Origin of the sequence: Klebsiella quasipneumoniae subsp. quasipneumoniae (assembly GCF_020525925.1) — a bacterium.
In the GTDB taxonomy this organism is placed as follows: domain Bacteria; phylum Pseudomonadota; class Gammaproteobacteria; order Enterobacterales; family Enterobacteriaceae; genus Klebsiella; species Klebsiella quasipneumoniae.
Genome location: NZ_CP084876.1, coordinates 1,055,041 through 1,076,494 on the forward strand (window position 1 = coordinate 1,055,041; position 21,454 = coordinate 1,076,494).

Here is a 21,454-nt window from a genome sequence, read left to right on the forward strand (position 1 = left end):
GGGAATGGTGTGAAAGAGAACACGCGGGTGATACCGCGTGTTCATTTGCACCCGTCAGCTTTTCTTCTCCACCTTCGCCAGCTCTTTCACCAGCGGCAGCATCACTTTCACGACATCGCGCCCGCGATGCTCGATCCGTCCCGGCAGCGCGTTGTCGATATATTGCTGATTATCCAGCTGAACGTCATGCCAGCTGATTCCCTGCGGGAAGCTGCGCGATTTGCTCCGCTGCTGATAGCCATCTTTCTTGCCTAATGACCAGTTGGTCGCTTCGACCGACAGCACCGGGATCCCCGCGTTGTCGAAGACGCTGGCGTCATTACAACAGCTGGTGCCTTTCGGGTAAGCCGGATTGAGTCCCGGATTGGTGTAGGCGGCGATGCCTTTGCTGCGGGCGATAGCCAGCGCGCGATCGCGGGTCAGCTTGCGCACCGAGGCCGGCGTGCGGCGGCCGCTGTTGAAGTAAAGCTTATCGCCCACCACCAGGTTATCGAGATTGATCACCAGCAGGGTATTTTTCTTTTCCGCCTCGCTCATCCGCTGCAGCAGGTTTTGCGCGCCGAGACGACCTTCCTCTTCGCCGCTGGTGGCGATAAAGCGAATGCCATAGCGGGTGGGGACGTTCTTTAAATGCTCCGCCAGCTCCAGCATCACCCCGAGCCCCATCGCGTTGTCGTCAATTCCCTGCAGCGTCAGGCCGCCGAGGTTGTTTTCGACGTCTTTATCGCTCTGCGGCGCGTAGGTATCGAGGTGCGCCATGATGATGATTTGCTGGCGAGACTGGCCTTCATGGGCGGCGATCACCGTACTGCCGGTGACGTTATGCCAGTTTTTACGCTGGTTGCTGTCGGTATAGATGTAGCGGGTATTGAAGCTCCGCACGTCGCTCTGATAGCCCATCCGGGCGAACTGCTGACGCAGATAGTCAGCTGAGAGCATTTCCGGGGGCGTTCCGGTCATTCGTCCCGGGAAGACGGTGGCGATATGGCGAGCCTGACTACTGGCGGTGTCGCCCAGCGCGCTGAATGCGGGGGCGGCGGCGAAAACAAAACCGGTGCCGAGCGCCAGCGGAAGCAGACGGCGGCACAACGCGGAAAACATAAGGGGTCCTTTCACGAACGAGACAATTTGACGCGTACAGTATGAAACTGTGACCGCGGTTAAACAATTTCAATTGCTCTTAAATAGCGGAAAAATAGCGTGTTAAGCACTTTTTGATATTTAGATTTCCACCGCGTTATTCCTTTGTGTCACAACTCATTCCATTTCGTAATTTCATTTGCTCTAAGGCGCACCCTATAGTCGCAGTATCGCTGATTGTAAGAGAGTTGTTACCCCGTGGATTACTTGCCCCTTTTTGCCGAACTGAAACAAAGGCCCGTGCTGGTGATCGGCGGCGGTGAGATTGCTGAACGCAAGATCAAGTTTCTGCTGCGCGTCCAGGCGCAGGTGCAGGTGGTCGCCGGGACGCTGTCTCCGGCGCTGGCCGATCTGGCGGCGCGCCAGGCGCTTAGCTGGCGGGCGACGGAATTTAGCGACGCTCTGGTGGATGATGTCTTTCTGGTGATTGCCGCCACGGAGGACGAGGCGCTTAACCAGCGGGTGTTTGCGGCGGCTAACGCGCGCTACCGGCTGGTCAACGTAGTGGATAACCAGGCGCTCTGCTCGTTTGTCTTCCCTTCTATCGTCGACCGTTCGCCGCTGCTGGTGGCGATCTCCTCCAGCGGGAAAGCGCCGGTGCTGTCGCGTATTCTGCGCGAAAAAATCGAAGCGCTGCTGCCGACGAACCTCGGGCGTCTGGCGGAATCGGCGAGCTACTGGCGCAATCATCTGAAAACCCGTCTGACGACCACCGAAGCGCGTCGCCGCTTTTGGGAGCGGGTCTTTACCGGCCGCTTCGCCAGCCTGATGGTGGCGGGCAACGCTGCGGAGGCGGAAAAAGCGCTGCAGGATGAGCTGGATAAGCCTGAACGCGAAACAGGTGAAATTATTCTGGTGGGGGCCGGACCGGGCGATGCCGGGCTGCTGACGCTGCGTGGTTTGCAGGCGATCCAGCAGGCGGACGTGGTTTTCCACGACCATCTGGTGACCCAGCCGGTTCTCGAGCTGGTGCGCCGCGATGCCGAGCTGGTTTGCGTCGGTAAGCGCGCCGGCGAGCACTCGGTGCCGCAGCATGAAACCAATCAGCTGCTGGTGGAGGCGGCGAAGGCGGGGAAAACCGTCGTGCGTCTGAAAGGCGGGGATCCGTTTATTTTTGGCCGCGGCGCAGAAGAGCTGCAGGCTGCCGCCGCCGCGGGCATCCCGTTCCAGGTGGTGCCTGGCGTCACTGCCGCCGCCGGCGCGACGGCCTACGCCGGTATTCCACTGACCCATCGCGATTATGCGCAAAGCGCCGTCTTTGTCACCGGGCACTATAAGCCGGACAGCGCTCCCTTCGACTGGGCGCTGCTGGCGAAGAGCCAACAGACGTTGGCCATTTACATGGGCACCATGAAGGCGGCGGAAATCAGCGCCCAGCTGATCGCCCACGGTCGCGACAGCAATACGCCGGTAGCGGTGATTTCCCGCGGTACCCGCGACGATCAGCAGACGATAACCGGCACATTGCAACAACTCGAACACCTGGCGAAAGACGCCCCGATGCCCGCCCTGCTGGTGGTCGGCGAAGTGGTGCAGCTGCATCAGCAGCTCGCCTGGTTTCAACATACATCATCCGCCGAGGGGTTTAACTCTTCGGTGGTCAATCTGGCTTAAGGAACGGTTATGGACCAAAAACGACTCACTCACCTGCGGCAACTGGAGGCGGAAAGCATCCATATTATTCGTGAGGTGGCCGCCGAATTTTCTAACCCGGTGATGATGTACTCCATCGGGAAAGATTCCAGCGTAATGCTGCATCTGGCGCGCAAAGCGTTTTATCCGGGAACCCTGCCGTTCCCGCTGCTGCACGTCGATACCGGCTGGAAATTCCGTGAGATGTATGAGTTTCGCGACCGTACCGCCAAAGCCTATGGCTGCGAGCTGCTGGTGCATAAAAACCCGGAAGGGGTGGCGATGGGCATCAACCCGTTCGTCCACGGCAGCGCCAAGCATACCGATATCATGAAAACCGAAGGGCTGAAGCAGGCGCTGAACAAATACGGCTTTGACGCCGCATTCGGCGGCGCGCGGCGTGATGAGGAAAAATCCCGCGCCAAAGAGCGCATCTACTCCTTCCGCGACCGCTTCCACCGCTGGGACCCGAAAAACCAGCGTCCGGAGCTGTGGCACAACTACAACGGCCAGATTAACAAAGGCGAAAGCATCCGCGTCTTCCCGCTCTCCAACTGGACCGAGCTGGATATCTGGCAGTACATCTATCTGGAAAACATTGAAATCGTGCCGCTGTATCTGGCCGCTGAGCGCCCGGTGCTGGAGCGCGACGGCATGCTGATGATGATCGACGACGACCGTATCGATCTGCAGCCGGGCGAAGTGATTGAAAAAAGGATGGTGCGTTTCCGTACCCTCGGCTGCTGGCCGCTGACCGGCGCAGTGGAGTCTGAAGCGCAGACGCTGCCGGAAATTATTGAAGAGATGCTGGTATCCACCACCAGCGAACGTCAGGGGCGCGTCATCGATCGCGACCAGGCCGGCTCGATGGAGCTGAAGAAACGTCAGGGTTATTTCTAAGGAGCCGCCATGAACACGACCATTGCCCAACAAATTGCCAATGAAGGCGGCGTAGAAGCTTATCTGCACGCGCAACAGCACAAAAGCCTGCTGCGTTTTCTGACCTGCGGCAGCGTCGATGACGGTAAAAGCACCCTGATTGGCCGTCTGCTGCACGATACCCGCCAGATCTATGAAGATCAGCTCTCTTCGCTGCACAACGACAGCAAGCGTCACGGCACCCAGGGTGAAAAACTGGACCTGGCGCTGCTGGTGGATGGCCTGCAGGCCGAGCGCGAGCAGGGCATCACCATCGACGTGGCCTATCGCTACTTCTCGACGGAAAAACGCAAATTTATCATCGCCGACACCCCGGGGCACGAGCAGTACACCCGCAATATGGCCACCGGCGCGTCCACTTGCGATCTGGCGATCCTGCTGATCGACGCGCGTAAAGGCGTGCTCGACCAGACCCGCCGACACAGCTTTATCTCCACCCTGCTGGGCATTAAACACCTGGTGGTGGCGGTCAACAAAATGGATCTCGTCGAGTTTAGCGAAGCGCGCTTCAACGAGATCCGTGAAGCTTACCTGACTTTTGCCGAGCAGCTGCCGGGCAACCTCGATATTCGCTTTGTGCCGCTGTCGGCGCTGGAGGGCGATAATGTCGCCAGCCAGAGCGCGAACATGCCGTGGTACAGCGGCCCGACTCTGCTGGAAGTCCTCGAAACGGTGGAGATCCAACGGGTAGTGGAGAGCCAACCGCTGCGCTTCCCGGTGCAGTATGTTAACCGTCCGAACCTCGATTTCCGCGGCTTCTCCGGTACGGTCGCCTCCGGTACCGTGCAGGTCGGCCAGCGTCTGAAGGTGCTGCCGTCGGGCGTCGAGTCGAGCGTGGCGCGTATCGTCACCTTCGACGGTGATCTGCAGGAAGCCGCCGCCGGGGAAGCCATTACCATTGTGCTGAAAGATGAAATCGACATCAGCCGCGGCGACCTGCTGGTTGACGCGCAAGCCACGCTGCCGGCGGTGCAAAGCGCCAGCATCGACGTGGTGTGGATGGCCGAGCAGGCGTTGACCCCGGGGCAGAGCTACGACATCAAAATCGCCGGTAAGAAGACCCGCGCCCGCGTGGATGCTATCCGTTACCAGGTGGATATTAACAACCTGACCCAGCGTGAAGTCGAGTCTCTGCCGCTGAACGGCATCGGGCTGGTGGAGCTGACCTTTGACGAACCTCTAGTGCTGGATCCCTATCAGCAAAACCCGGTGACCGGCGGGCTTATCTTTATCGATCGTCTGACCAACGTCACCGTCGGCGCCGGGATGGTCAACGAGCCGCACCTGCAGGCGCCGACGTCGGCATCGCAGTACAGCGCTTTCGAGCTGGAACTGAACCAGCTGATCCGCAAACACTTCCCGCACTGGGACGCCCGCGACCTGCTGGGAGGCAAATAATGGCCCAGCATGACGAAAACGTCGTCTGGCATGCCCATCCTGTGACCCAGCAGCAGCGGGAACAGCATCACGGCCATCGCGGCGTGGTGCTGTGGTTTACCGGCCTTTCGGGGTCGGGTAAATCCACCGTCGCCGGGGCGCTGGAGGAAGCCTTGCATGAGCGCGGCGTCAGCACCTATCTGCTGGACGGCGATAACGTACGTCATGGCTTGTGCAGCGACCTGGGATTCAGTGATGAGGATCGCAAAGAGAACATTCGCCGCGTCGGTGAAGTGGCCAGGCTGATGGTCGATGCCGGGCTGGTTGTATTGACGGCATTTATATCTCCGCACCGCGCGGAGCGACAGATGGTGCGCGAGCGCCTGGGGGAGGGACGCTTTATCGAAGTGTTCGTCGATACCCCGCTGGCCATCTGCGAGGCGCGGGATCCGAAAGGATTGTATAAGAAGGCGCGGGCAGGGGAATTACGCAATTTCACCGGTATAGACTCGGTCTATGAGGCACCGGAAAAGGCGGAAATTCATCTGGATGGTGAACAATTGGTAACAAATTTGGTGCACCAACTATTAGACCTGCTGCAACAGAGCGATATTATCAGATCCTGAAACGGCAGCGGCATCGAGGGGTGCCGGTTGCCCGGTCTACAGGATTCGATATGCGCAATACCCAGAACCTCAGTATTATTCGTTCAGAACCGCCTCCGGCGACCGGCGACGAGACCACCTGGTCTTTGTCGGGCGCTGCTGTGGGCTTTATTTCATGGCTGCTGGCGCTGGGTATTCCCTTCCTTCTCTATGGCAGTAATACACTTTTCTTCCTCCTCTACACCTGGCCATTCTTCCTTGCGTTGATGCCGGTGGCGGTGGTGGTCGGTATTGCGCTGCACTCTCTGCTCAATGGCAAACTGCTCTATAGCGCCAGCGCGACCATCCTGACCGTCGGGCTGATGTTTGCGCTCCTCTTCCTCTGGCTGTTGGGATAACCCGTTTCTGGTATGAATCAAGCATGGGTATCAGCAGCAAAAATATGGTACAGTCCCCGCGTTACGCGGCATCGTCCGCGCGCCCCGGTAGCGTACCCGGGCGAGTTTTGGGATGATGATGCCGTTTTTCAGGGGGCAGGATGGGTAAACTAACGCTGCTATTATTAGCTTTGCTGGTCTGGCTACAGTATTCGCTGTGGTTCGGTAAAAACGGCCTGCATGACTACACGCGGGTTAACGACGACGTCACCGCCCAGCAGGCGACTAACGCCAAATTAAAAGCACGCAACGATCAGCTGTTTGCCGAAATTGACGACCTCAACGGCGGTCAGGAAGCGATCGAGGAGCGTGCGCGCAATGAACTCAGCATGACCCGCCCGGGCGAAACCTTCTATCGTCTGGTACCGGATGCGTCTAAACGCAACCAGGCATCGGGGCAACAGCAGAACAATCGATAACCAGGCCCAGGATTACAACATGGCAGCCACTTTTCCGGGCATTTGCGCCGTGGTGCCGGCAGCCGGTTTCGGCCGCCGCATGCAAACGGAATGCCCGAAACAATATCTCTCAATCGGTAACAAAACGATTCTCGAACATGCGGTCGCCGCGCTGCTGGCGGATCCGCGCGTCCAGCGCGTGGTGATTGCCGTCAGCCCCGGCGATCGGCGCTTCAGCCAGCTGCCGCTGGCCCAGCACCCGCAAATTACCGTCGTGGATGGCGGCGCCGAGCGCGCCGATTCGGTGCTCGCCGGCCTGCAGGCGTTGCCGGAGGCGCAGTGGGTGCTGGTGCATGACGCCGCGCGCCCCTGCCTGCATCAGGATGACCTCAGCCGCCTGCTGGCACTCTGTGAAACCAGCCGCGTCGGCGGGATCCTCGCAGCGCCGGTGCGCGACACCATGAAGCGCGCCGAGCCGGGCAAAACCGCCGTCGCCCATACCGTCGATCGTAATGACCTGTGGCACGCGCTCACCCCGCAATTTTTCCCTCGCGAGCTGCTGGTGGATTGCCTCACCCGGGCGCTGAACGAGGGGGCCACCATCACCGATGAAGCCTCGGCGCTGGAGTACTGCGGCTTCCATCCGCAGCTGGTCGCCGGACGCGCTGATAATATTAAAGTGACGCGTCCGGAAGATCTGGCGCTGGCGGAATTTTACCTCACCCGTTCCCGACACCAGGAGAAAGCTTAATGCGAATTGGACATGGTTTTGACGTACACGCTTTTGGCGGTGAAGGCCCAATCATCATTGGCGGGGTACGCATTCCTTATGAAAAAGGGCTGCTGGCCCACTCCGACGGCGACGTCGCGCTGCATGCGCTGACCGATGCGCTGCTGGGCGCCGCGGCGCTCGGCGATATTGGCAAGCTGTTCCCGGATACCGATCCGACGTTTAAAGGCGCCGACAGCCGCGAACTGCTGCGCGAAGCGTGGCGCCGCATCCAGGCCAAAGGCTATACGCTCGGCAACGTCGACGTCACCATTATCGCCCAGGCGCCGAAAATGCTGCCGCATATCCCGCAGATGCGCGTTTTTATCGCTGAAGATCTCGGCTGCCATATGGACGACGTCAACGTGAAAGCGACCACCACCGAGAAGCTGGGCTTCACCGGCCGCGGGGAAGGGATCGCCTGCGAAGCGGTCGCGCTGCTGCGTAAGGCCGACAAATGATCGCCTTTGACCAACTGACCTGGCTGCACGGCAAGCCGCAGAGCAGCGGGCTGCTGAAAGCCAATCCGGAAGATTTCCTGGTGGTGGAAGACCTGGGCTTCGCCCCGGACGGCGAAGGCGAGCACGTGCTGGTGCGGATCCTCAAAAACGGCTGCAATACACGCTTTGTCGCCGATGCGCTGGCGAAATTCCTCAAAATCCATGCCCGTGAAGTGAGCTTCGCCGGGCAAAAAGATAAGCACGCCGTCACCGAGCAGTGGCTGTGCGCCCGGGTGCCCGGCAAAGAGATGCCGGATCTGAGCAAATTTCAGCTCGAGGGCTGCCAGGTACTGGAATATGCCCGCCATAAGCGTAAGCTGCGATTAGGCGCGCTGAAGGGCAACCAGTTTACCCTGATCCTGCGCGAGGTAAGCGATCGCCAGGAGGTGGAGACGCGTCTGCAGGCCATCGCTGAACGGGGCGTGCCGAACTATTTCGGCGCTCAGCGCTTTGGCATCGGCGGCAGCAATCTGCAGGGCGCGCTGCGCTGGGCGGAGAGCGGCGCGCCGGTGCGCGATCGCAATAAGCGCAGTTTTTGGTTGTCGGCGGCCCGCAGCGCGTTGTTTAATCAGCAAGTCAGTATTAGATTAAAAAAAACGGAATTTAATCAGGTTGTTGATGGCGATGCGCTACAATTAGCGGGGCGTGGGAGCTGGTTTGTCGTCACACCGGAAGAACTCGAGGTTTCGCAGGCGCGGGTGCATAACCGCGAACTGATGATCACGGCTGCGCTGCCGGGCAGCGGCGACTGGGGAAGCCAGCGCGACGCTCTGGCCGCCGAGCAGGCCGCCATCGCCGAGGAAACCTTGCTGCAGACACTGCTGGTGCGGGAGAAAGTCGAGGCGGCGCGCCGGGCGATGCTCCTCTATCCGCAGCAGCTGAGCTGGAACTGGTGGGATGATGTAACCGTTGAACTGCGTTTCTGGCTGCCGGCGGGCAGCTTCGCCACCAGCGTGGTCAGGGAGCTTATCAATACAACGGGTGACTATGCGAATATTGCTGAGTAACGATGACGGGATCCATGCGCCGGGGATACAGACCCTGGCGAAGGCCTTAAGGGAGTTTGCCGAGGTCCAGGTGGTTGCACCCGATCGTAACCGCAGCGGGGCTTCGAATTCGCTGACGCTGGAATCGTCACTGCGCACCTTTACCTATGAAAATGGCGATATCGCCGTCCAGATGGGGACGCCGACGGACTGCGTCTACCTTGGCGTGAACGCGCTGATGCGCCCGCGTCCGGACATCGTCGTTTCCGGAATCAACGCCGGGCCCAACCTGGGCGATGACGTCATTTACTCCGGCACCGTGGCGGCGGCGATGGAAGGCCGCCATCTGGGGTTCCCCGCGCTGGCCGTGTCGCTCAATGGCTATCAACACTACGACACCGCCGCAGCGGTGACCTGCACTCTCCTGCGCGGACTCAGCCGTGAACCGCTGCGCACCGGGCGGATCCTCAACGTCAATGTCCCGGACCTGCCCCTTGACCAGATCAAAGGTATCCGCGTGACCCGCTGCGGCAACCGCCATCCTGCCGACCAGGTGATCCCGCAAAAGGATCCGCGCGGCAATACCCTTTACTGGATTGGCCCGCCGGGCGATAAGCGCGACGCCGGGCCGGGCACCGATTTTGCGGCAGTGGATGAAGGCTATGTTTCCGTTACGCCATTGCACGTCGATTTAACCGCCCATCAGGCGCATGAGGTGGTCACCGATTGGCTGGAACGTGTCGGGGTTGACAGGCAATGGTAAGTAAACGTGTTGAAAGTTTGTTGAATCAACTGCGCACGCAGGGCATCGTCGATGAACGTGTCCTCGAGGCGATCGCGCGCGTCCCGCGCGAAAAATTTGTTGATGAAGCCTTTGAACATAAAGCGTGGGAAAACACCGCGCTGCCGATTGGCCAGGGGCAAACCATCTCCCAGCCGTACATGGTGGCGCGGATGACCGAGCTGCTGGCGCTGACGCCGGAGTCGCGGGTGCTGGAGATCGGCACCGGTTCCGGTTACCAGACCGCCATCCTGGCGCACCTGGTGCATCACGTTTGCTCGGTAGAGCGAATTAAGAGTTTACAGTGGCAGGCGCGTCGTCGCCTGAAACAACTTGATTTACATAATGTTTCAACCCGTCATGGCGATGGGTGGCAAGGTTGGCAGGCGCGGGCGCCGTTTGATGCCATTATTGTGACGGCGGCGCCGCCGGAAATACCGACCGCGCTGCTGGCGCAGCTGGATGACGACGGCGTGCTGGTACTGCCGGTCGGCGAGGAGCATCAGTTTCTCAAACGGATCCGTCGCCGGGGCAACGAATTTATCATTGATACCGTCGAGGCCGTTCGCTTTGTTCCCCTGGTGAAAGGGGAGCTGGCCTGAGACCCGGATTATTCCAGGTTTTTTTTGCCTGACTTTAGGCGTAGGGTGGACACATTTTTCAGTGTCCTGGCCGGGCGTCGCCCGGTAAGCAAGATATTGGCAGTTAACATATTCCTGGGGGATAAATGAGCGCGGGAAGCACCAAATTTACCGTCAGCCGTATTGCGGCTCTTTCACTGGTTTCACTCTGGCTGGCCGGATGTACCAACACCAATAATCCGCCTGCGCCGGTTAGCTCTGCCGGCGGTGCCGCTTCTTCCAGCACCAATTCCGGCATGTTGATTACGCCGCCATCCTCCGGCGTCCAGTCTGCTCCTCAGGCGCAGCCGATCCAGCCGGTGCAGACCCAGACCATTCAGCCGCAGCCAATGGCGCAGGAGCCGGTGCAGACGGTGAATGGCAAGATCGTATACAACCGCAAATATGGCGATATTCCGAAAGGTAGCTATACCGGCGGCAGTACCTATACGGTCAAACGCGGCGACACCCTGTTCTATATCGCCTGGGTCACCGGCAACGATTTCCGTGACCTGGCGCAACGCAACAATGTCCCGGCCCCGTACGCCCTGAACGTCGGTCAGGTGCTGCAGGTCGGCAACGCTTCAGGCCAGCCGATCACCGGCGAAAACGCCGTTTCTCAGGCCAGCGCAAGGGCGAGCGGCGGTGCGACGGCCACCACAACTTCTGCACAAAAATCGACCGCGGTGGTTGCTTCACAACCGACTATTACGTATTCTGAATCCTCAGGTGAACAAAGTGCTACCAAGATGTTGCCTAATAATAAACCAGCGACCACGACCTCGACGGTTGTCGCGCCGGTGACGGCACCTACAACGGTGAGCACAACCCAGCCGACTGCAAGCAGTACGTCAACCAGTTCGCCGATCTCATCATGGCGCTGGCCGACTGATGGCAAAGTTATCGAGAACTTTAGTGGCGCGGAAGGCGGCAATAAAGGTATCGACATTGCAGGCAGTAAGGGACAGGCTATTGTCGCGACCGCCGATGGGCGCGTCGTCTATGCCGGTAACGCACTGCGCGGCTACGGTAATCTTATTATCATCAAACACAACGATGATTACCTGAGTGCCTACGCTCATAACGATACCATGCTGGTTCGGGAGCAACAGGAAGTCAAAGCGGGGCAGAAAATCGCTACCATGGGTAGCACCGGAACCAGCTCAACAAGATTACATTTTGAAATTCGTTACAAGGGGAAATCCGTCAACCCGCTGCAGTACTTACCGCAGCGATAATTTGGCAAAGTACGGATAAGCGAAGCATTAGCTAACAGGCGCCAGGGCGGTGTCTATGCGCCTCTCGCTGAGAGGAGTAGGGGAAATCGTCCTGGCGTCTTTTGTTGATGCGCCGTGGAAGGTGCTTTGCTCAGGGATCACGGGTAGGAGCCACCTTTATGAGTCAGAATACGCTGAAAGTTCATGATTTAAATGAAGACGCGGAATTTGATGAGAACGGAATTGAGGTTTTCGACGAGAAGGCCTTAGTAGAAGAGGAACCCAGTGATAGCGATCTGGCTGAGGAAGAGCTGCTGTCGCAAGGCGCAACGCAACGCGTGCTTGACGCCACTCAGCTTTATCTTGGAGAGATTGGTTATTCCCCACTGCTGACCGCGGAAGAGGAAGTCTATTTCGCGCGTCGCGCACTGCGTGGTGATGTCGCTTCACGCCGTCGCATGATTGAAAGCAACCTGCGTCTGGTGGTGAAGATTGCCCGTCGTTACAGCAATCGTGGTCTGGCGCTGCTGGATCTGATTGAAGAAGGTAACCTCGGCCTGATCCGCGCCGTTGAGAAGTTTGACCCGGAACGTGGGTTCCGTTTTTCGACCTATGCGACCTGGTGGATCCGTCAGACCATTGAACGGGCGATCATGAACCAAACCCGTACGATCCGTTTGCCGATCCACATTGTCAAAGAGCTGAACGTCTATCTGCGTACCGCGCGCGAGTTGTCCCACAAGCTGGACCACGAGCCGAGCGCGGAAGAGATTGCCGAACAGCTGGACAAACCGGTCGATGACGTCAGCCGTATGCTGCGTCTGAACGAGCGCATCACCTCGGTGGATACCCCGCTGGGTGGCGATTCAGAAAAAGCGCTGCTGGATATTCTGGCCGATGAGAAAGAGAACGGCCCGGAAGACACCACGCAGGACGATGATATGAAACAAAGCATCGTTAAATGGCTGTTCGAACTGAACGCCAAGCAGCGTGAGGTTCTGGCGCGTCGTTTCGGTCTGCTGGGTTATGAAGCCGCCACCCTGGAAGATGTGGGCCGTGAAATTGGCCTCACTCGCGAGCGTGTGCGTCAGATCCAGGTGGAAGGTCTGCGTCGCCTGCGGGAAATTCTGCAGGGGCAAGGACTGAATATCGAAGCGCTCTTCCGCGAATAAGATCTTTTCTCTCAAAAAGGCCCCCTCGAAAGACGGGGCCTTTTTCTTTGCGCTAGCCGAGGCGGGTTTCCTGCAGATGGCGCCAGACAATTTTCCCTTCCGCTTGCTGAAAAATCACCGTCGACCAGCGTACGTTCGCACTGCCATCCGCCAGCGTTTGGCGTTCACGGTACAGCACGGCGGCGCCGTCGTGCCACTCGCTGATGATTTTCGCCTGATCCACCACAATGTGTAATTTCGGACGGCTTGCGCCCGCCTGGTGGAAAAAACGGTTCACCGTCGGGTAGTCCATCTTCTCGCCGCTCAGAGGGATCATGGTGAATTCGGCGGCAAAGCGGCTCATCAGCGCCTCAGCGCTTCCTTCCCCCTGGCTTAACCAGCGTTCGATAAGGACATGGGCGTCGACGACTTCCTGCAGATAAGGGGTCATGACTTCTCCAGAGTAGTGTGCAGGCGATGGATAATCGCCCGATTATTCAGCCGCAGGCAAAACAGCAGCGGCAACAGGGTTATGGCGGCGGCGCAGCTAAACGCGCCCTGCCAGGCGTAGGCCGGCGGGAAGACTCTCAACAGCAGGGCGAGCAGCGCGCTGCCGGCAAAGAAGCTGAGCTGGCGGTTAAGGTTCCACAGCGCGCTGGCGTCAGGCATCTCTTCGCCAGGCGTATGCAGGAAAGCGCTGCTTTGCGCGGTGCTGCTGCATAAGCTGCCTCCTCCGCCCATCAGCGTAAAGGCCAGAATCAACAGCGCCAGCGGGCTGTGCGCATCGACCTGCAGCAGCAGCAGGATCCCCGCCGCCTGTAGCAGGCAGCCGACCATCACCAGCGGCCGCGGCCCGAAGCGGTTGAAATACCTGCCGGTAAAGGTGATGGCGGCAAACGAGGCCAGCGACCACGGCACCATCAGGGCGCCAGTGGCCCCCGGCGCCATCCCGGTGACGCGTTGCAGGTAGAACATTCCCACCACGTTGACGGCAATAAACATCCCCGGTACGCAGAGATAGATCAGCATGGCGAAGCGCAGGAGAGGATCGGCCAGCAATGACAGCGGGAGAAAGCGGGTCGGCCGGACGGGAGCGGGGCTGTTGTTTAGCCATCGCGCCGCCAGCATAAAGGTAAGCAGGGCGACAGGCAGGCTGGCGAAAAAGACCCAGCGCCAGCTGAACGCCTGGACGAGCAGACCCCCGATCGCCGGCGAGCAGGCGGGCGCCAGCAGGCCGACCAGCATCACCGCCGCCGACAGCTTCGCCCGCTCCTGCGGCTGAAACAGCGGCCACGTCAGCGCCTGGCCGAGGGGGATTAACAGCCCGCCGCCCATCCCCTGCAGCGTACGCCAGAAAATCAGCTCACCCAGGCTATGGGCCAGCCCCGATGCCAGCGCGCCGAGGCTGAACAGCCCCAGCGAGAGTAAAAACAGCCGTTTTGGCCCACAGCGCTGGCTGAGCCAGGCGCTGAACGGTACGACGGCCGTCAGGCCAAGAATATAGGCATTGCTGACCCACGCCAGCTGCGAGACGGACACCGCCAGCTCGTGGCTGATAGCCGGGAAGGCAATGCTGGCGATAAACATATTGATTAGGTCGAGAAAAAAGCCGAACAGAAAAACGGTGGCAACGCGGTGGCGATAGGTCATGATTCACTCCCTCAGACAGGCGGCTACTGTAAACCCGGCGCCGCGGGGGATAAACGGGGCGAATCGGGATATACTGTCTGAATATTTTTGACAATCATCCGGACGACGATGCTAAACCTTCAGCGCGTGACCATGTTTATCGCCGTGGTGGACGCCGGCAGCTTTACCCAGGCCGCCGCGGCGCTGGGGCAGACCAAGGCGGTGGTCAGCTTTAACGTACGGCAACTGGAAAATGAGCTGGGGGTGACGCTGCTGCTGCGCTCGACGCGCCGTCTGCGGCTCACTGACGCCGGGGCGCTGTTCTATCAGCGTGGGGTGGCGCTGCTCAAAGCGGCGGAAAATCTGCAGGATGAGGTCCGGGCCAGCCATAGCGGTTTAAGCGGAGAGCTGCGGATCACCACCACGCCGGAGTATGGCGCGCAGGTCATCATCCCGGCGCTGGCGGCGTTTTCCCGTCATCATCCGGCGCTACGGGTGCGGCACGTCTCGTCCTCCCATCATGCGGATCTTATCTCCGAACGATTTGACGTGGCGATACGCCTCGGTACGCTGGCCGATTCCCGCTATCGGGCGACGCGGATAGCCAGTTTCGCGATCCTGCCCGTCGCCTCCCCGGCCTGGCTGGCGAGCCATCCGGTGCTGACGCTGTCCGATCTGGCGCAAGCTGACTGGATTATTCACGAGCGTCTGCCGGCCCCGCTGCGCTGGCAGCTGCGAACGGATGAACAGGCAGAGGTGGATTTTACGATAGTCAACGCGCCACGGTTTTCAGCCGACAGCGCCACGGCGCTGATGAGCTTTGCTCTGGCCGGATGCGGCATCGCTTTGCTGCCAGCCTGGCTGGTGGCCGGTAAACTGGCGCAGCGGGAGCTGGTGGCTGTCCTGCCGGAATACCATTTCCCGCCGCAGGGAGTGTATGCCCTTTATCCCGATGCGCAGCATATGCCGACCCGGGTGCGGACGTTTATCGACTTCCTGCGCGAGCAGCTCGGCTAGGCGCTTGCTCAGGGAACCATCATTTTACGCACCAGCCGGGAGAACTGTTCGCGTTCATCATCGCTCAGGCGGCCAAGAAACTCGTCATCGACCTCATTGCCTTGCGGAATGGAACGGTTAAGCAGCGCCTCGCCTTCGTCGGTCAGATAGACAAAACGGCGGCGCTTATCGGCCGGATCGTGCTCCCGGCGCACCAGGCCGCGCGCTTCCATCCGGCTGAGCATCTCCGCCAGCGTGGCCTTCGTACTGACCGCCGCTTCAATCAGCACCACCTGTTCGATCCCCGGCTGCTCCGCAACCGAGCGCATCACCGCATACTGAGGCTTAGTCAGGTCCGGTAACGCCTGCTGCCAGCGGGCGGTATGTTGTTGAAAAAGCTGGCGCAGCAGGTGGAATGCTTCGTTTCGTAACTCCATGGATACTCCGTAACAAAACTGTCACCTCTATGATAGCCGTTCGTACGCCTTTTTATACCTTTTCCCTGTTTGATTAAAAATGCGAACGTATACGAACGATCTTGTCATTCGGCTCAGGAGAGGGTAATTTAAGTATAAAGTTCGTGTACGAACAAATTGAATGAGGTCTGGAATGAAACTGATTGTTGGGATGACGGGGGCCACCGGGGCTCCGCTTGGGGTGGCATTACTGCAGGCGCTGCGCGATATGCCGGAGGTGGAAACCCATCTGGTGATGTCGAAGTGGGCCAAAACCACCATCGAGCTGGAAACGCCCTGGACGGCACGGGAAGTGGCCGCGCTGGCGGACTTTTCCCACAGCCCGGCCGACCAGGCCGCCACCATCTCATCAGGTTCATTTCGTACCGACGGCATGATCGTGATTCCCTGCAGTATGAAAACGCTGGCAGGCATTCGCGCAGGCTATGCCGAGGGGCTGGTGGGACGCGCGGCGGACGTGGTGCTTAAAGAGGGGCGCAAGCTGGTGCTGGTCCCGCGGGAAATGCCGCTCAGCACGATCCATCTGGAGAACATGCTGGCGCTGTCCCGTATGGGCGTGGCGATGGTGCCGCCGATGCCGGCTTACTATAACCACCCGGAGACGGTTGACGATATCACCAACCACATTGTGACCCGGGTGCTGGATCAGTTTGGCCTCGACTATCACAAAGCGCGCCGCTGGAACGGCTTGCGCACGGCAGAACAATTAGCACAGGAGATCGAATAATGGCTTTTGATGATTTGCGCAGCTTTTTGCAGGCGCTGGATGACCAGGGACAACTGCTGAAAATCAGTGAGGAGGTGAACGCTGAGCCAGACCTGGCGGCGGCAGCCAATGCCACCGGACGCATCGGCGACGGCGCCCCGGCGCTGTGGTTCGATAATATTCGCGGCTTTACCGACGCCCGGGTGACGATGAACACCATCGGCTCGTGGCAGAACCATGCCATCTCGCTGGGCCTGCCGCCCAACACGCCGGTGAAAAAGCAGATTGATGAATTCATCCGCCGTTGGGATAACTTCCCGGTGACGCCAGAGCGCCGCGCCAACCCGGCTTGGGCGGAAAACACCGTGGATGGCGATGATATCAACCTGTTCGATATTCTGCCGCTGTTCCGCCTCAACGATGGCGACGGCGGGTTCTACCTCGACAAAGCCTGTGTCGTTTCGCGCGATCCGCTTGACCCTGACAACTTCGGTAAGCAAAACGTCGGTATCTACCGTATGGAAGTGAAAGGCAAGCGTAAGCTCGGCCTGCAGCCGGTGCCGATGCACGATATCGCCCTGCATCTGCATAAAGCGGAAGAGCGCGGGGAAGACCTGCCGATCGCCATTACCCTCGGTAACGACCCGATTATCACCCTGATGGGCGCCACGCCGCTGAAATACGATCAGTCAGAATATGAAATGGCCGGCGCGCTGCGCGAGAGCCCGTATCCCATTGCCACCGCGCCGCTGACCGGCTTTGACGTGCCCTGGGGTTCGGAAGTGATCCTCGAAGGGGTGATTGAAGGCCGTAAGCGTGAGATAGAGGGGCCGTTCGGTGAGTTTACCGGCCACTACTCCGGCGGTCGTAACATGACGGTAGTGCGCATCGACAAAGTCTCGTATCGCAGCAAACCGATTTTTGAATCGCTCTATCTCGGTATGCCGTGGACCGAAATCGACTATCTGATGGGCCCGGCTACCTGCGTGCCGCTGTATCAGCAGCTGAAGGCAGAGTTCCCGGAAGTGCAGGCGGTCAACGCTATGTACACCCACGGTCTGCTGGCGATTATCTCCACCAAAAAACGCTACGGCGGTTTTGCCCGCGCGGTGGGTTTGCGGGCGATGACCACTCCCCACGGCCTCGGCTATGTGAAGATGGTGATCATGGTTGATGAAGACGTTGACCCGTTCAACCTGCCGCAGGTGATGTGGGCGCTCTCCTCGAAGGTTAACCCGGCGGGAGACCTGGTGCAGTTGCCGAACATGTCGGTCCTTGAACTTGACCCAGGCTCCAGCCCGGCGGGCATCACCGACAAGCTAATTATCGACGCCACCACCCCGGTTGCGCCGGACCTTCGCGGCCACTACAGCCAGCCGGTGCAGGATCTGCCGGAAACCAAAGCCTGGGCTGAAAAACTGACCGCTATGCTGGCCAACCGTAAATAAGGAGAAGAAGATGATTTGTCCACGTTGCGCCGATGAAAAGATTGACGTCATGGCGAAATCGCCGGTGAAAGGAGTCTGGACGGTGTATCAGTGCCAGCACTGTCTGTATACCTGGCGGGATACCGAGCCGCTGCGCCGCACCAGCCGTGAGCACTATCCCGAAGCGTTCCGGATGACGCAGAAAGATATTGATGAGGCGCCGCAGGTGCCGCACGTCCCGCCGCTATTGTCGGAAGATAAGCGTTAATGAAAAGAGCCCGCTAAGGGCTTATCCTGTTAAGGTTATTTTACCTGCCATTTTAAAACTGGGTCGTGCGCAAACTGCCTGCGACTATCACGCCGACTGGGATAATCTCTCCGTCGGCTTTTTTATATTTCGCAAAATGATAAAAGTTATTTACTCATTAAATCCAGAAATTATGTAAAGGGGTAATATAATGGGGCGACTTTGCGAGTCGGCTTCCAGATTAATATAAAATCCGTCTGATTAATTCCTTGCAGATAAATTTCACGCCATGACGAGTATAGAATAGCGGCGGGTGCTTGAGGCTGTCTGGCCTTGAGCAAGACCAGGACCCCAGACAGACGAAAGCCCCAGGAGATATTTCTATCAACTGAGGCTGACGGATGAACCTGAACAATTCAGATGTTAGTCTCTTCTTTGCAGGGAGGCAAGACATGCTAACAAAATATGCCCTTGTGGCAATCGTCGTACTGTGTATTACGGTACTGGGATTTACGCTTTTGGTGCGCAGCTCGCTGTGCGAACTCAGTATTAAAGAGCGTAGTATCGAGTTTAAAGCTGTTCTCGCTTACGAATCGAAGAAATAGCATCCGCGCGGGGGAAACCCCGCGTATTGGTTGTCAGGACGCATCCTCTCGCACCCATTTTGCATTTGTTAAAACGGCAGCACCGCAGGGCGCTGCCGTTTTTTCACGTTAAAAGAGACCTACACCAGGCTCTTCAGGCGATAGATCCACTCCAGCGCCTGACGCGGGGTCAGGGAGTCCGGATCAAGATTCTCCAGCGCCTCAACCGCAGGCGAGGTCTCTTCCGGAGCGGCGAGCAGCGACATCTGCGTGCCGTCGACCTGGGTCGCCGCCGCGTTGGGCGAGATACTCTCCAGCTCGCGCAGTTTCTGCCGCGCGCGCTTGATCACCTCTTTCGGCACCCCGGCCAGCGCGGCGACCGCCAGGCCGTAGCTCTTGCTGGCCGCGCCATCCTGCACGCTGTGCATAAAGGCGATGGTGTCGCCATGCTCCAGCGCGTCGAGATGGACGTTGGCGACGCCTTCCATTTTCTCCGGCAGCTGAGTGAGCTCGAAGTAGTGGGTGGCGAACAGCGTCAGCGCCTTGATTTTGTTGGCCAGATTTTCCGCACAGGCCCATGCCAGCGACAGACCGTCGTAGGTGGACGTGCCGCGGCCAATCTCATCCATCAGCACCAGGCTGTGTTCGGTGGCGTTGTGCAGGATATTGGCGGTTTCAGTCATCTCCACCATAAAGGTCGAGCGGCCGCTGGCCAGGTCATCCGCCGCGCCGACGCGGGTAAAGATGCGATCGATGGGGCCTATCTCCACCTTCTGCGCCGGGACGTAGCTGCCGATATAGGCCAGCAGCGCAATCAGCGCGGTCTGGCGCATATAGGTACTTTTACCGCCCATGTTCGGCCCGGTGATGATCAGCATCCGCCGCTGCGGCGCCAGCTGCAGCGGGTTGGCGATAAACGGCTCTTTCAGCACCTGCTCGACCACCGGATGGCGGCCTTCGCTGATGCGAATGCCCGGCTTATCGCTAAAGGTCGGGCAGCAGTAGTTGAGGGTTTCCGCGCGTTCCGCCAGGTTGACCAGCACGTCCAGCTCGGCCAGCGCGCTGGCGCTCGCCTGCAGGTCGGCAAGGTGCGGCAGCAGCAGGTCGAACAGTTCGTCATAAAGCTGCTTTTCCAGCGCCAGCGCTTTGCCCTTGGAGGTCAGCACCTTATCTTCGTATTCCTTCAGCTCAGGAATAATATAGCGTTCGGCGTTTTTCAGCGTCTGGCGACGCACGTAGTGGATCGGCGCGAGGTGGCTCTGGCCGCGGCTGATCTGGATGTAGTAGCCGTGGACGGCGTTGTAGCCGACCTTCAGGGTGTCGAGGCCCAGCCGCTCGCGCTCGCGGATCTCCAGCTTATCGAGATAATCGGTGGCGCCATCGGCCAGCGCCCGCCACTCGTCCAGCTCTTCGCTGTAGCCTGGAGCGATGACCCCGCCGTCGCGGACCAGCACCGGCGGGGCGTCGATCACCGCGCGCTCCAGCAGTTCGCGCAGTTCACTAAACTCGCCCATTTTTTCGCGCAATTTTTGCACAGGCTGACTGTCAACGTCAGCCAGCTGCTCGCGCAGCAGGGGCAACTGCTGCAGGGCATGACGCATGCGGGCTAAATCGCGTGGACGGGCGGTACGCAGCGCCAGACGCGCCAGAATACGTTCCAAATCACCAACCTGGCGCAGCACCGGCTGCAGCTCGGTATAGCGCTCCTGCAGCGCGCCGATGGTCTGCTGGCGCTCCACCAGCACGGCGGTATCGCGGACCGGCATATGCAGCCAGCGCTTGAGCATCCGGCTGCCCATCGGCGTCACCGTACAGTCGAGTACCGAGGCCAGAGTGTTATCGGTGCCGCCGGCGAGATTCTGGGTGATCTCGAGGTTACGGCGGGTGGCGGCATCCATAATGATGCTGTCCTGCTGGCGCTCCATGGTGATGGAGCGAATATGCGGCAGCGAGGTGCGCTGGGTGTCTTTGACATACTGCAGCAGGCAGCCGGCGGCGCACAGGCCGCGGGGGGCGTTTTCCACGCCGAAGCCGACCAGATCGCGGGTGCCGAACTGCAGGTTAAGCTGCTGGCGCGCGGTGTCGATTTCAAATTCCCACAGCGGGCGACGGCGCAGACCGCGGCGGCCTTCGATCAGCGACGATTCGGCAAAATCTTCCGCGTACAGCAGCTCCGCCGGATTAGTACGCTGCAGCTCTGCCGCCATGGTTTCGCGGTCGGCCGGTTCGCTCAGGCGGAAGCGGCCGGAGCTGATGTCCAGCGTCGCGTAGCCAAAGCCTTTGCTGTCCTGCCAGATGGCGGCCAGCAGGTTGTCCTGACGCTCCTGCAGCAGCGCTTCATCGCTGATGGTGCCCGGCGTGACGATACGCACCACTTTACGCTCGACCGGCCCTTTGGTGGTGGCCGGGTCGCCTATCTGCTCGCAAATAGCTACCGACTCGCCCTGATTAACCAGTTTCGCAAGATAGTTTTCCACCGCGTGGTGGGGGATGCCGGCCATGGGAATGGGTTCGCCCGCGGAGGCGCCGCGTTTGGTCAGCGAGATATCGAGCAGCTGCGACGCGCGTTTCGCATCGTCATAAAACAGCTCGTAAAAATCCCCCATCCGGTAAAACAGCAGAATGTCAGGATGTTGCGCCTTCAGCTTGAGATACTGCTGCATCATCGGCGTGTGGGCGTCGAGATTGTCAATTGTGCTCATGGGGTGTTATCCAGATCCCTGATTTGAAATGGCTGCGATTTTGTTGTTTTCGTCGTTATCACATGGATGAGACATGATAACGGAGATGGGCAGGCGAGGGAAACTGACGAACGCGCGCGGCGCGATCCGGATTCC

The 21,454-nt window shown here is 59.4% G+C and carries 23 protein-coding genes; 18 read left to right on the plus strand and 5 right to left on the minus strand.

The features are described from left to right. Positions 1 to 54: 54 nt before the first annotated feature. On the minus strand, positions 55 to 1,101 hold the full coding sequence (locus tag LGM20_RS05260) for an aminopeptidase (protein ID WP_032453906.1): 1,047 nt from the start codon (positions 1,099 to 1,101) through the stop codon (positions 55 to 57). Between the two features lie 246 nt (positions 1,102 to 1,347). Here LGM20_RS05260 and cysG point away from each other — a divergent pair, with 246 nt between their 5' ends. The 13 genes from cysG (at position 1,348) to rpoS (ending at position 12,573) form a co-directional block, all read left to right on the plus strand. After that, a complete protein-coding gene (cysG, locus tag LGM20_RS05265) occupies positions 1,348 to 2,754 on the plus strand; it encodes a siroheme synthase CysG (RefSeq protein WP_162823505.1) in 1,407 nt (468 codons plus the stop codon). A 9-nt stretch (positions 2,755 to 2,763) separates the two neighbouring features. Then, positions 2,764 to 3,672, plus strand: a complete 909-nt coding sequence (gene cysD / locus LGM20_RS05270; RefSeq protein WP_002915160.1) for a sulfate adenylyltransferase subunit CysD — start codon at positions 2,764 to 2,766, stop codon at positions 3,670 to 3,672. A gap of 9 nt (positions 3,673 to 3,681) precedes the next feature. After that, positions 3,682 to 5,109 (plus strand): sulfate adenylyltransferase subunit CysN, encoded by a 1,428-nt coding sequence (gene cysN / locus LGM20_RS05275; RefSeq protein WP_023290822.1) that lies wholly within the window; start codon positions 3,682 to 3,684, stop codon positions 5,107 to 5,109. Then, positions 5,109 to 5,714: an adenylyl-sulfate kinase gene (gene cysC, locus LGM20_RS05280; RefSeq protein ID WP_002915158.1), complete on the plus strand. Its 606-nt coding sequence runs from the start codon at positions 5,109 to 5,111 to the stop codon at positions 5,712 to 5,714. The genes cysN and cysC overlap by 1 nt, the downstream gene beginning before the upstream one ends. Before the next feature lie 50 nt (positions 5,715 to 5,764). Then, entirely contained in the window at positions 5,765 to 6,091 is a 327-nt protein-coding gene (locus LGM20_RS05285; protein ID WP_004205590.1) for a DUF3561 family protein, read from the plus strand. 140 nt (positions 6,092 to 6,231) lie between these two features. Continuing rightward, positions 6,232 to 6,549 carry a cell division protein FtsB gene (gene ftsB, locus LGM20_RS05290; protein WP_002915156.1) on the plus strand — a complete coding sequence of 106 codons (318 nt, stop codon included), beginning with the start codon at positions 6,232 to 6,234 and terminating at the stop codon, positions 6,547 to 6,549. A 19-nt stretch (positions 6,550 to 6,568) separates the two neighbouring features. Further along, complete coding sequence (ispD, locus tag LGM20_RS05295) at positions 6,569 to 7,279, plus strand: 2-C-methyl-D-erythritol 4-phosphate cytidylyltransferase (protein WP_017899180.1); 711 nt, start codon at positions 6,569 to 6,571, stop codon at positions 7,277 to 7,279. Continuing rightward, entirely contained in the window at positions 7,279 to 7,758 is a 480-nt protein-coding gene (gene ispF / locus LGM20_RS05300) for a 2-C-methyl-D-erythritol 2,4-cyclodiphosphate synthase (protein WP_044524521.1), read from the plus strand. Before ispD ends, ispF begins: the two co-directional genes overlap by 1 nt. Next, the gene (gene truD, locus LGM20_RS05305; protein WP_032453903.1) at positions 7,755 to 8,804 is read left to right on the plus strand and encodes a tRNA pseudouridine(13) synthase TruD; all 1,050 of its coding nucleotides are present in this window, start codon (positions 7,755 to 7,757) and stop codon (positions 8,802 to 8,804) included. Before ispF ends, truD begins: the two co-directional genes overlap by 4 nt. Further along, a complete protein-coding gene (surE, locus tag LGM20_RS05310) occupies positions 8,785 to 9,546 on the plus strand; it encodes a 5'/3'-nucleotidase SurE (protein ID WP_004205600.1) in 762 nt (253 codons plus the stop codon). Before truD ends, surE begins: the two co-directional genes overlap by 20 nt. Beyond that, positions 9,540 to 10,166 (plus strand): protein-L-isoaspartate(D-aspartate) O-methyltransferase, encoded by a 627-nt coding sequence (locus LGM20_RS05315; protein ID WP_023290820.1) that lies wholly within the window; start codon positions 9,540 to 9,542, stop codon positions 10,164 to 10,166. The genes surE and LGM20_RS05315 overlap by 7 nt, the downstream gene beginning before the upstream one ends. 125 nt (positions 10,167 to 10,291) lie before the next feature. Further along, positions 10,292 to 11,422 (plus strand): murein hydrolase activator NlpD, encoded by a 1,131-nt coding sequence (gene nlpD / locus LGM20_RS05320; RefSeq protein WP_023290819.1) that lies wholly within the window; start codon positions 10,292 to 10,294, stop codon positions 11,420 to 11,422. Between the two features lie 158 nt (positions 11,423 to 11,580). After that, a complete protein-coding gene (gene rpoS / locus LGM20_RS05325; protein ID WP_002915106.1) occupies positions 11,581 to 12,573 on the plus strand; it encodes an RNA polymerase sigma factor RpoS in 993 nt (330 codons plus the stop codon). Between the two features lie 52 nt (positions 12,574 to 12,625). Here the strand turns inward: rpoS and LGM20_RS05330 are convergent, their stop codons facing one another. Beyond that, complete coding sequence (locus LGM20_RS05330; RefSeq protein ID WP_044524519.1) at positions 12,626 to 13,003, minus strand: hypothetical protein; 378 nt, start codon at positions 13,001 to 13,003, stop codon at positions 12,626 to 12,628. Then, the gene (locus LGM20_RS05335; protein WP_023290817.1) at positions 13,000 to 14,202 is read right to left on the minus strand and encodes an MFS transporter; all 1,203 of its coding nucleotides are present in this window, start codon (positions 14,200 to 14,202) and stop codon (positions 13,000 to 13,002) included. Before LGM20_RS05335 ends, LGM20_RS05330 begins: the two co-directional genes overlap by 4 nt. A 108-nt stretch (positions 14,203 to 14,310) precedes the next feature. Between LGM20_RS05335 and LGM20_RS05340 the strand changes: the two genes are divergently transcribed. Next, positions 14,311 to 15,198 (plus strand): LysR family transcriptional regulator, encoded by an 888-nt coding sequence (locus LGM20_RS05340; protein ID WP_032453901.1) that lies wholly within the window; start codon positions 14,311 to 14,313, stop codon positions 15,196 to 15,198. Between the two features lie 8 nt (positions 15,199 to 15,206). Here LGM20_RS05340 and LGM20_RS05345 read toward each other — a convergent pair whose 3' ends face one another. Then, positions 15,207 to 15,614 (minus strand): MarR family winged helix-turn-helix transcriptional regulator, encoded by a 408-nt coding sequence (locus LGM20_RS05345; protein WP_023290815.1) that lies wholly within the window; start codon positions 15,612 to 15,614, stop codon positions 15,207 to 15,209. Between the two features lie 172 nt (positions 15,615 to 15,786). On the opposite strand from LGM20_RS05345, the gene LGM20_RS05350 reads away from it, so the two are divergent. From LGM20_RS05350 to LGM20_RS05365, 4 genes are all read left to right on the plus strand, one after another. Beyond that, positions 15,787 to 16,380, plus strand: coding sequence for a non-oxidative hydroxyarylic acid decarboxylases subunit B (locus LGM20_RS05350; protein WP_023290814.1), 594 nt, complete (start codon positions 15,787 to 15,789; stop codon positions 16,378 to 16,380). After that, complete coding sequence (locus tag LGM20_RS05355; protein WP_004205612.1) at positions 16,380 to 17,807, plus strand: non-oxidative hydroxyarylic acid decarboxylases subunit C; 1,428 nt, start codon at positions 16,380 to 16,382, stop codon at positions 17,805 to 17,807. The genes LGM20_RS05350 and LGM20_RS05355 overlap by 1 nt, the downstream gene beginning before the upstream one ends. Before the next feature lie 10 nt (positions 17,808 to 17,817). Then, the gene (locus LGM20_RS05360; RefSeq protein WP_032453899.1) at positions 17,818 to 18,054 is read left to right on the plus strand and encodes a non-oxidative hydroxyarylic acid decarboxylases subunit D; all 237 of its coding nucleotides are present in this window, start codon (positions 17,818 to 17,820) and stop codon (positions 18,052 to 18,054) included. A 431-nt stretch (positions 18,055 to 18,485) separates the two neighbouring features. Further along, positions 18,486 to 18,638, plus strand: a complete 153-nt coding sequence (locus LGM20_RS05365; RefSeq protein WP_044524567.1) for a Hok/Gef family protein — start codon at positions 18,486 to 18,488, stop codon at positions 18,636 to 18,638. Between the two features lie 119 nt (positions 18,639 to 18,757). Here LGM20_RS05365 and mutS read toward each other — a convergent pair whose 3' ends face one another. Continuing rightward, a complete protein-coding gene (mutS, locus tag LGM20_RS05370) occupies positions 18,758 to 21,319 on the minus strand; it encodes a DNA mismatch repair protein MutS (RefSeq protein WP_023290813.1) in 2,562 nt (853 codons plus the stop codon). Between the last annotated feature and the right edge of the window lie 135 nt (positions 21,320 to 21,454).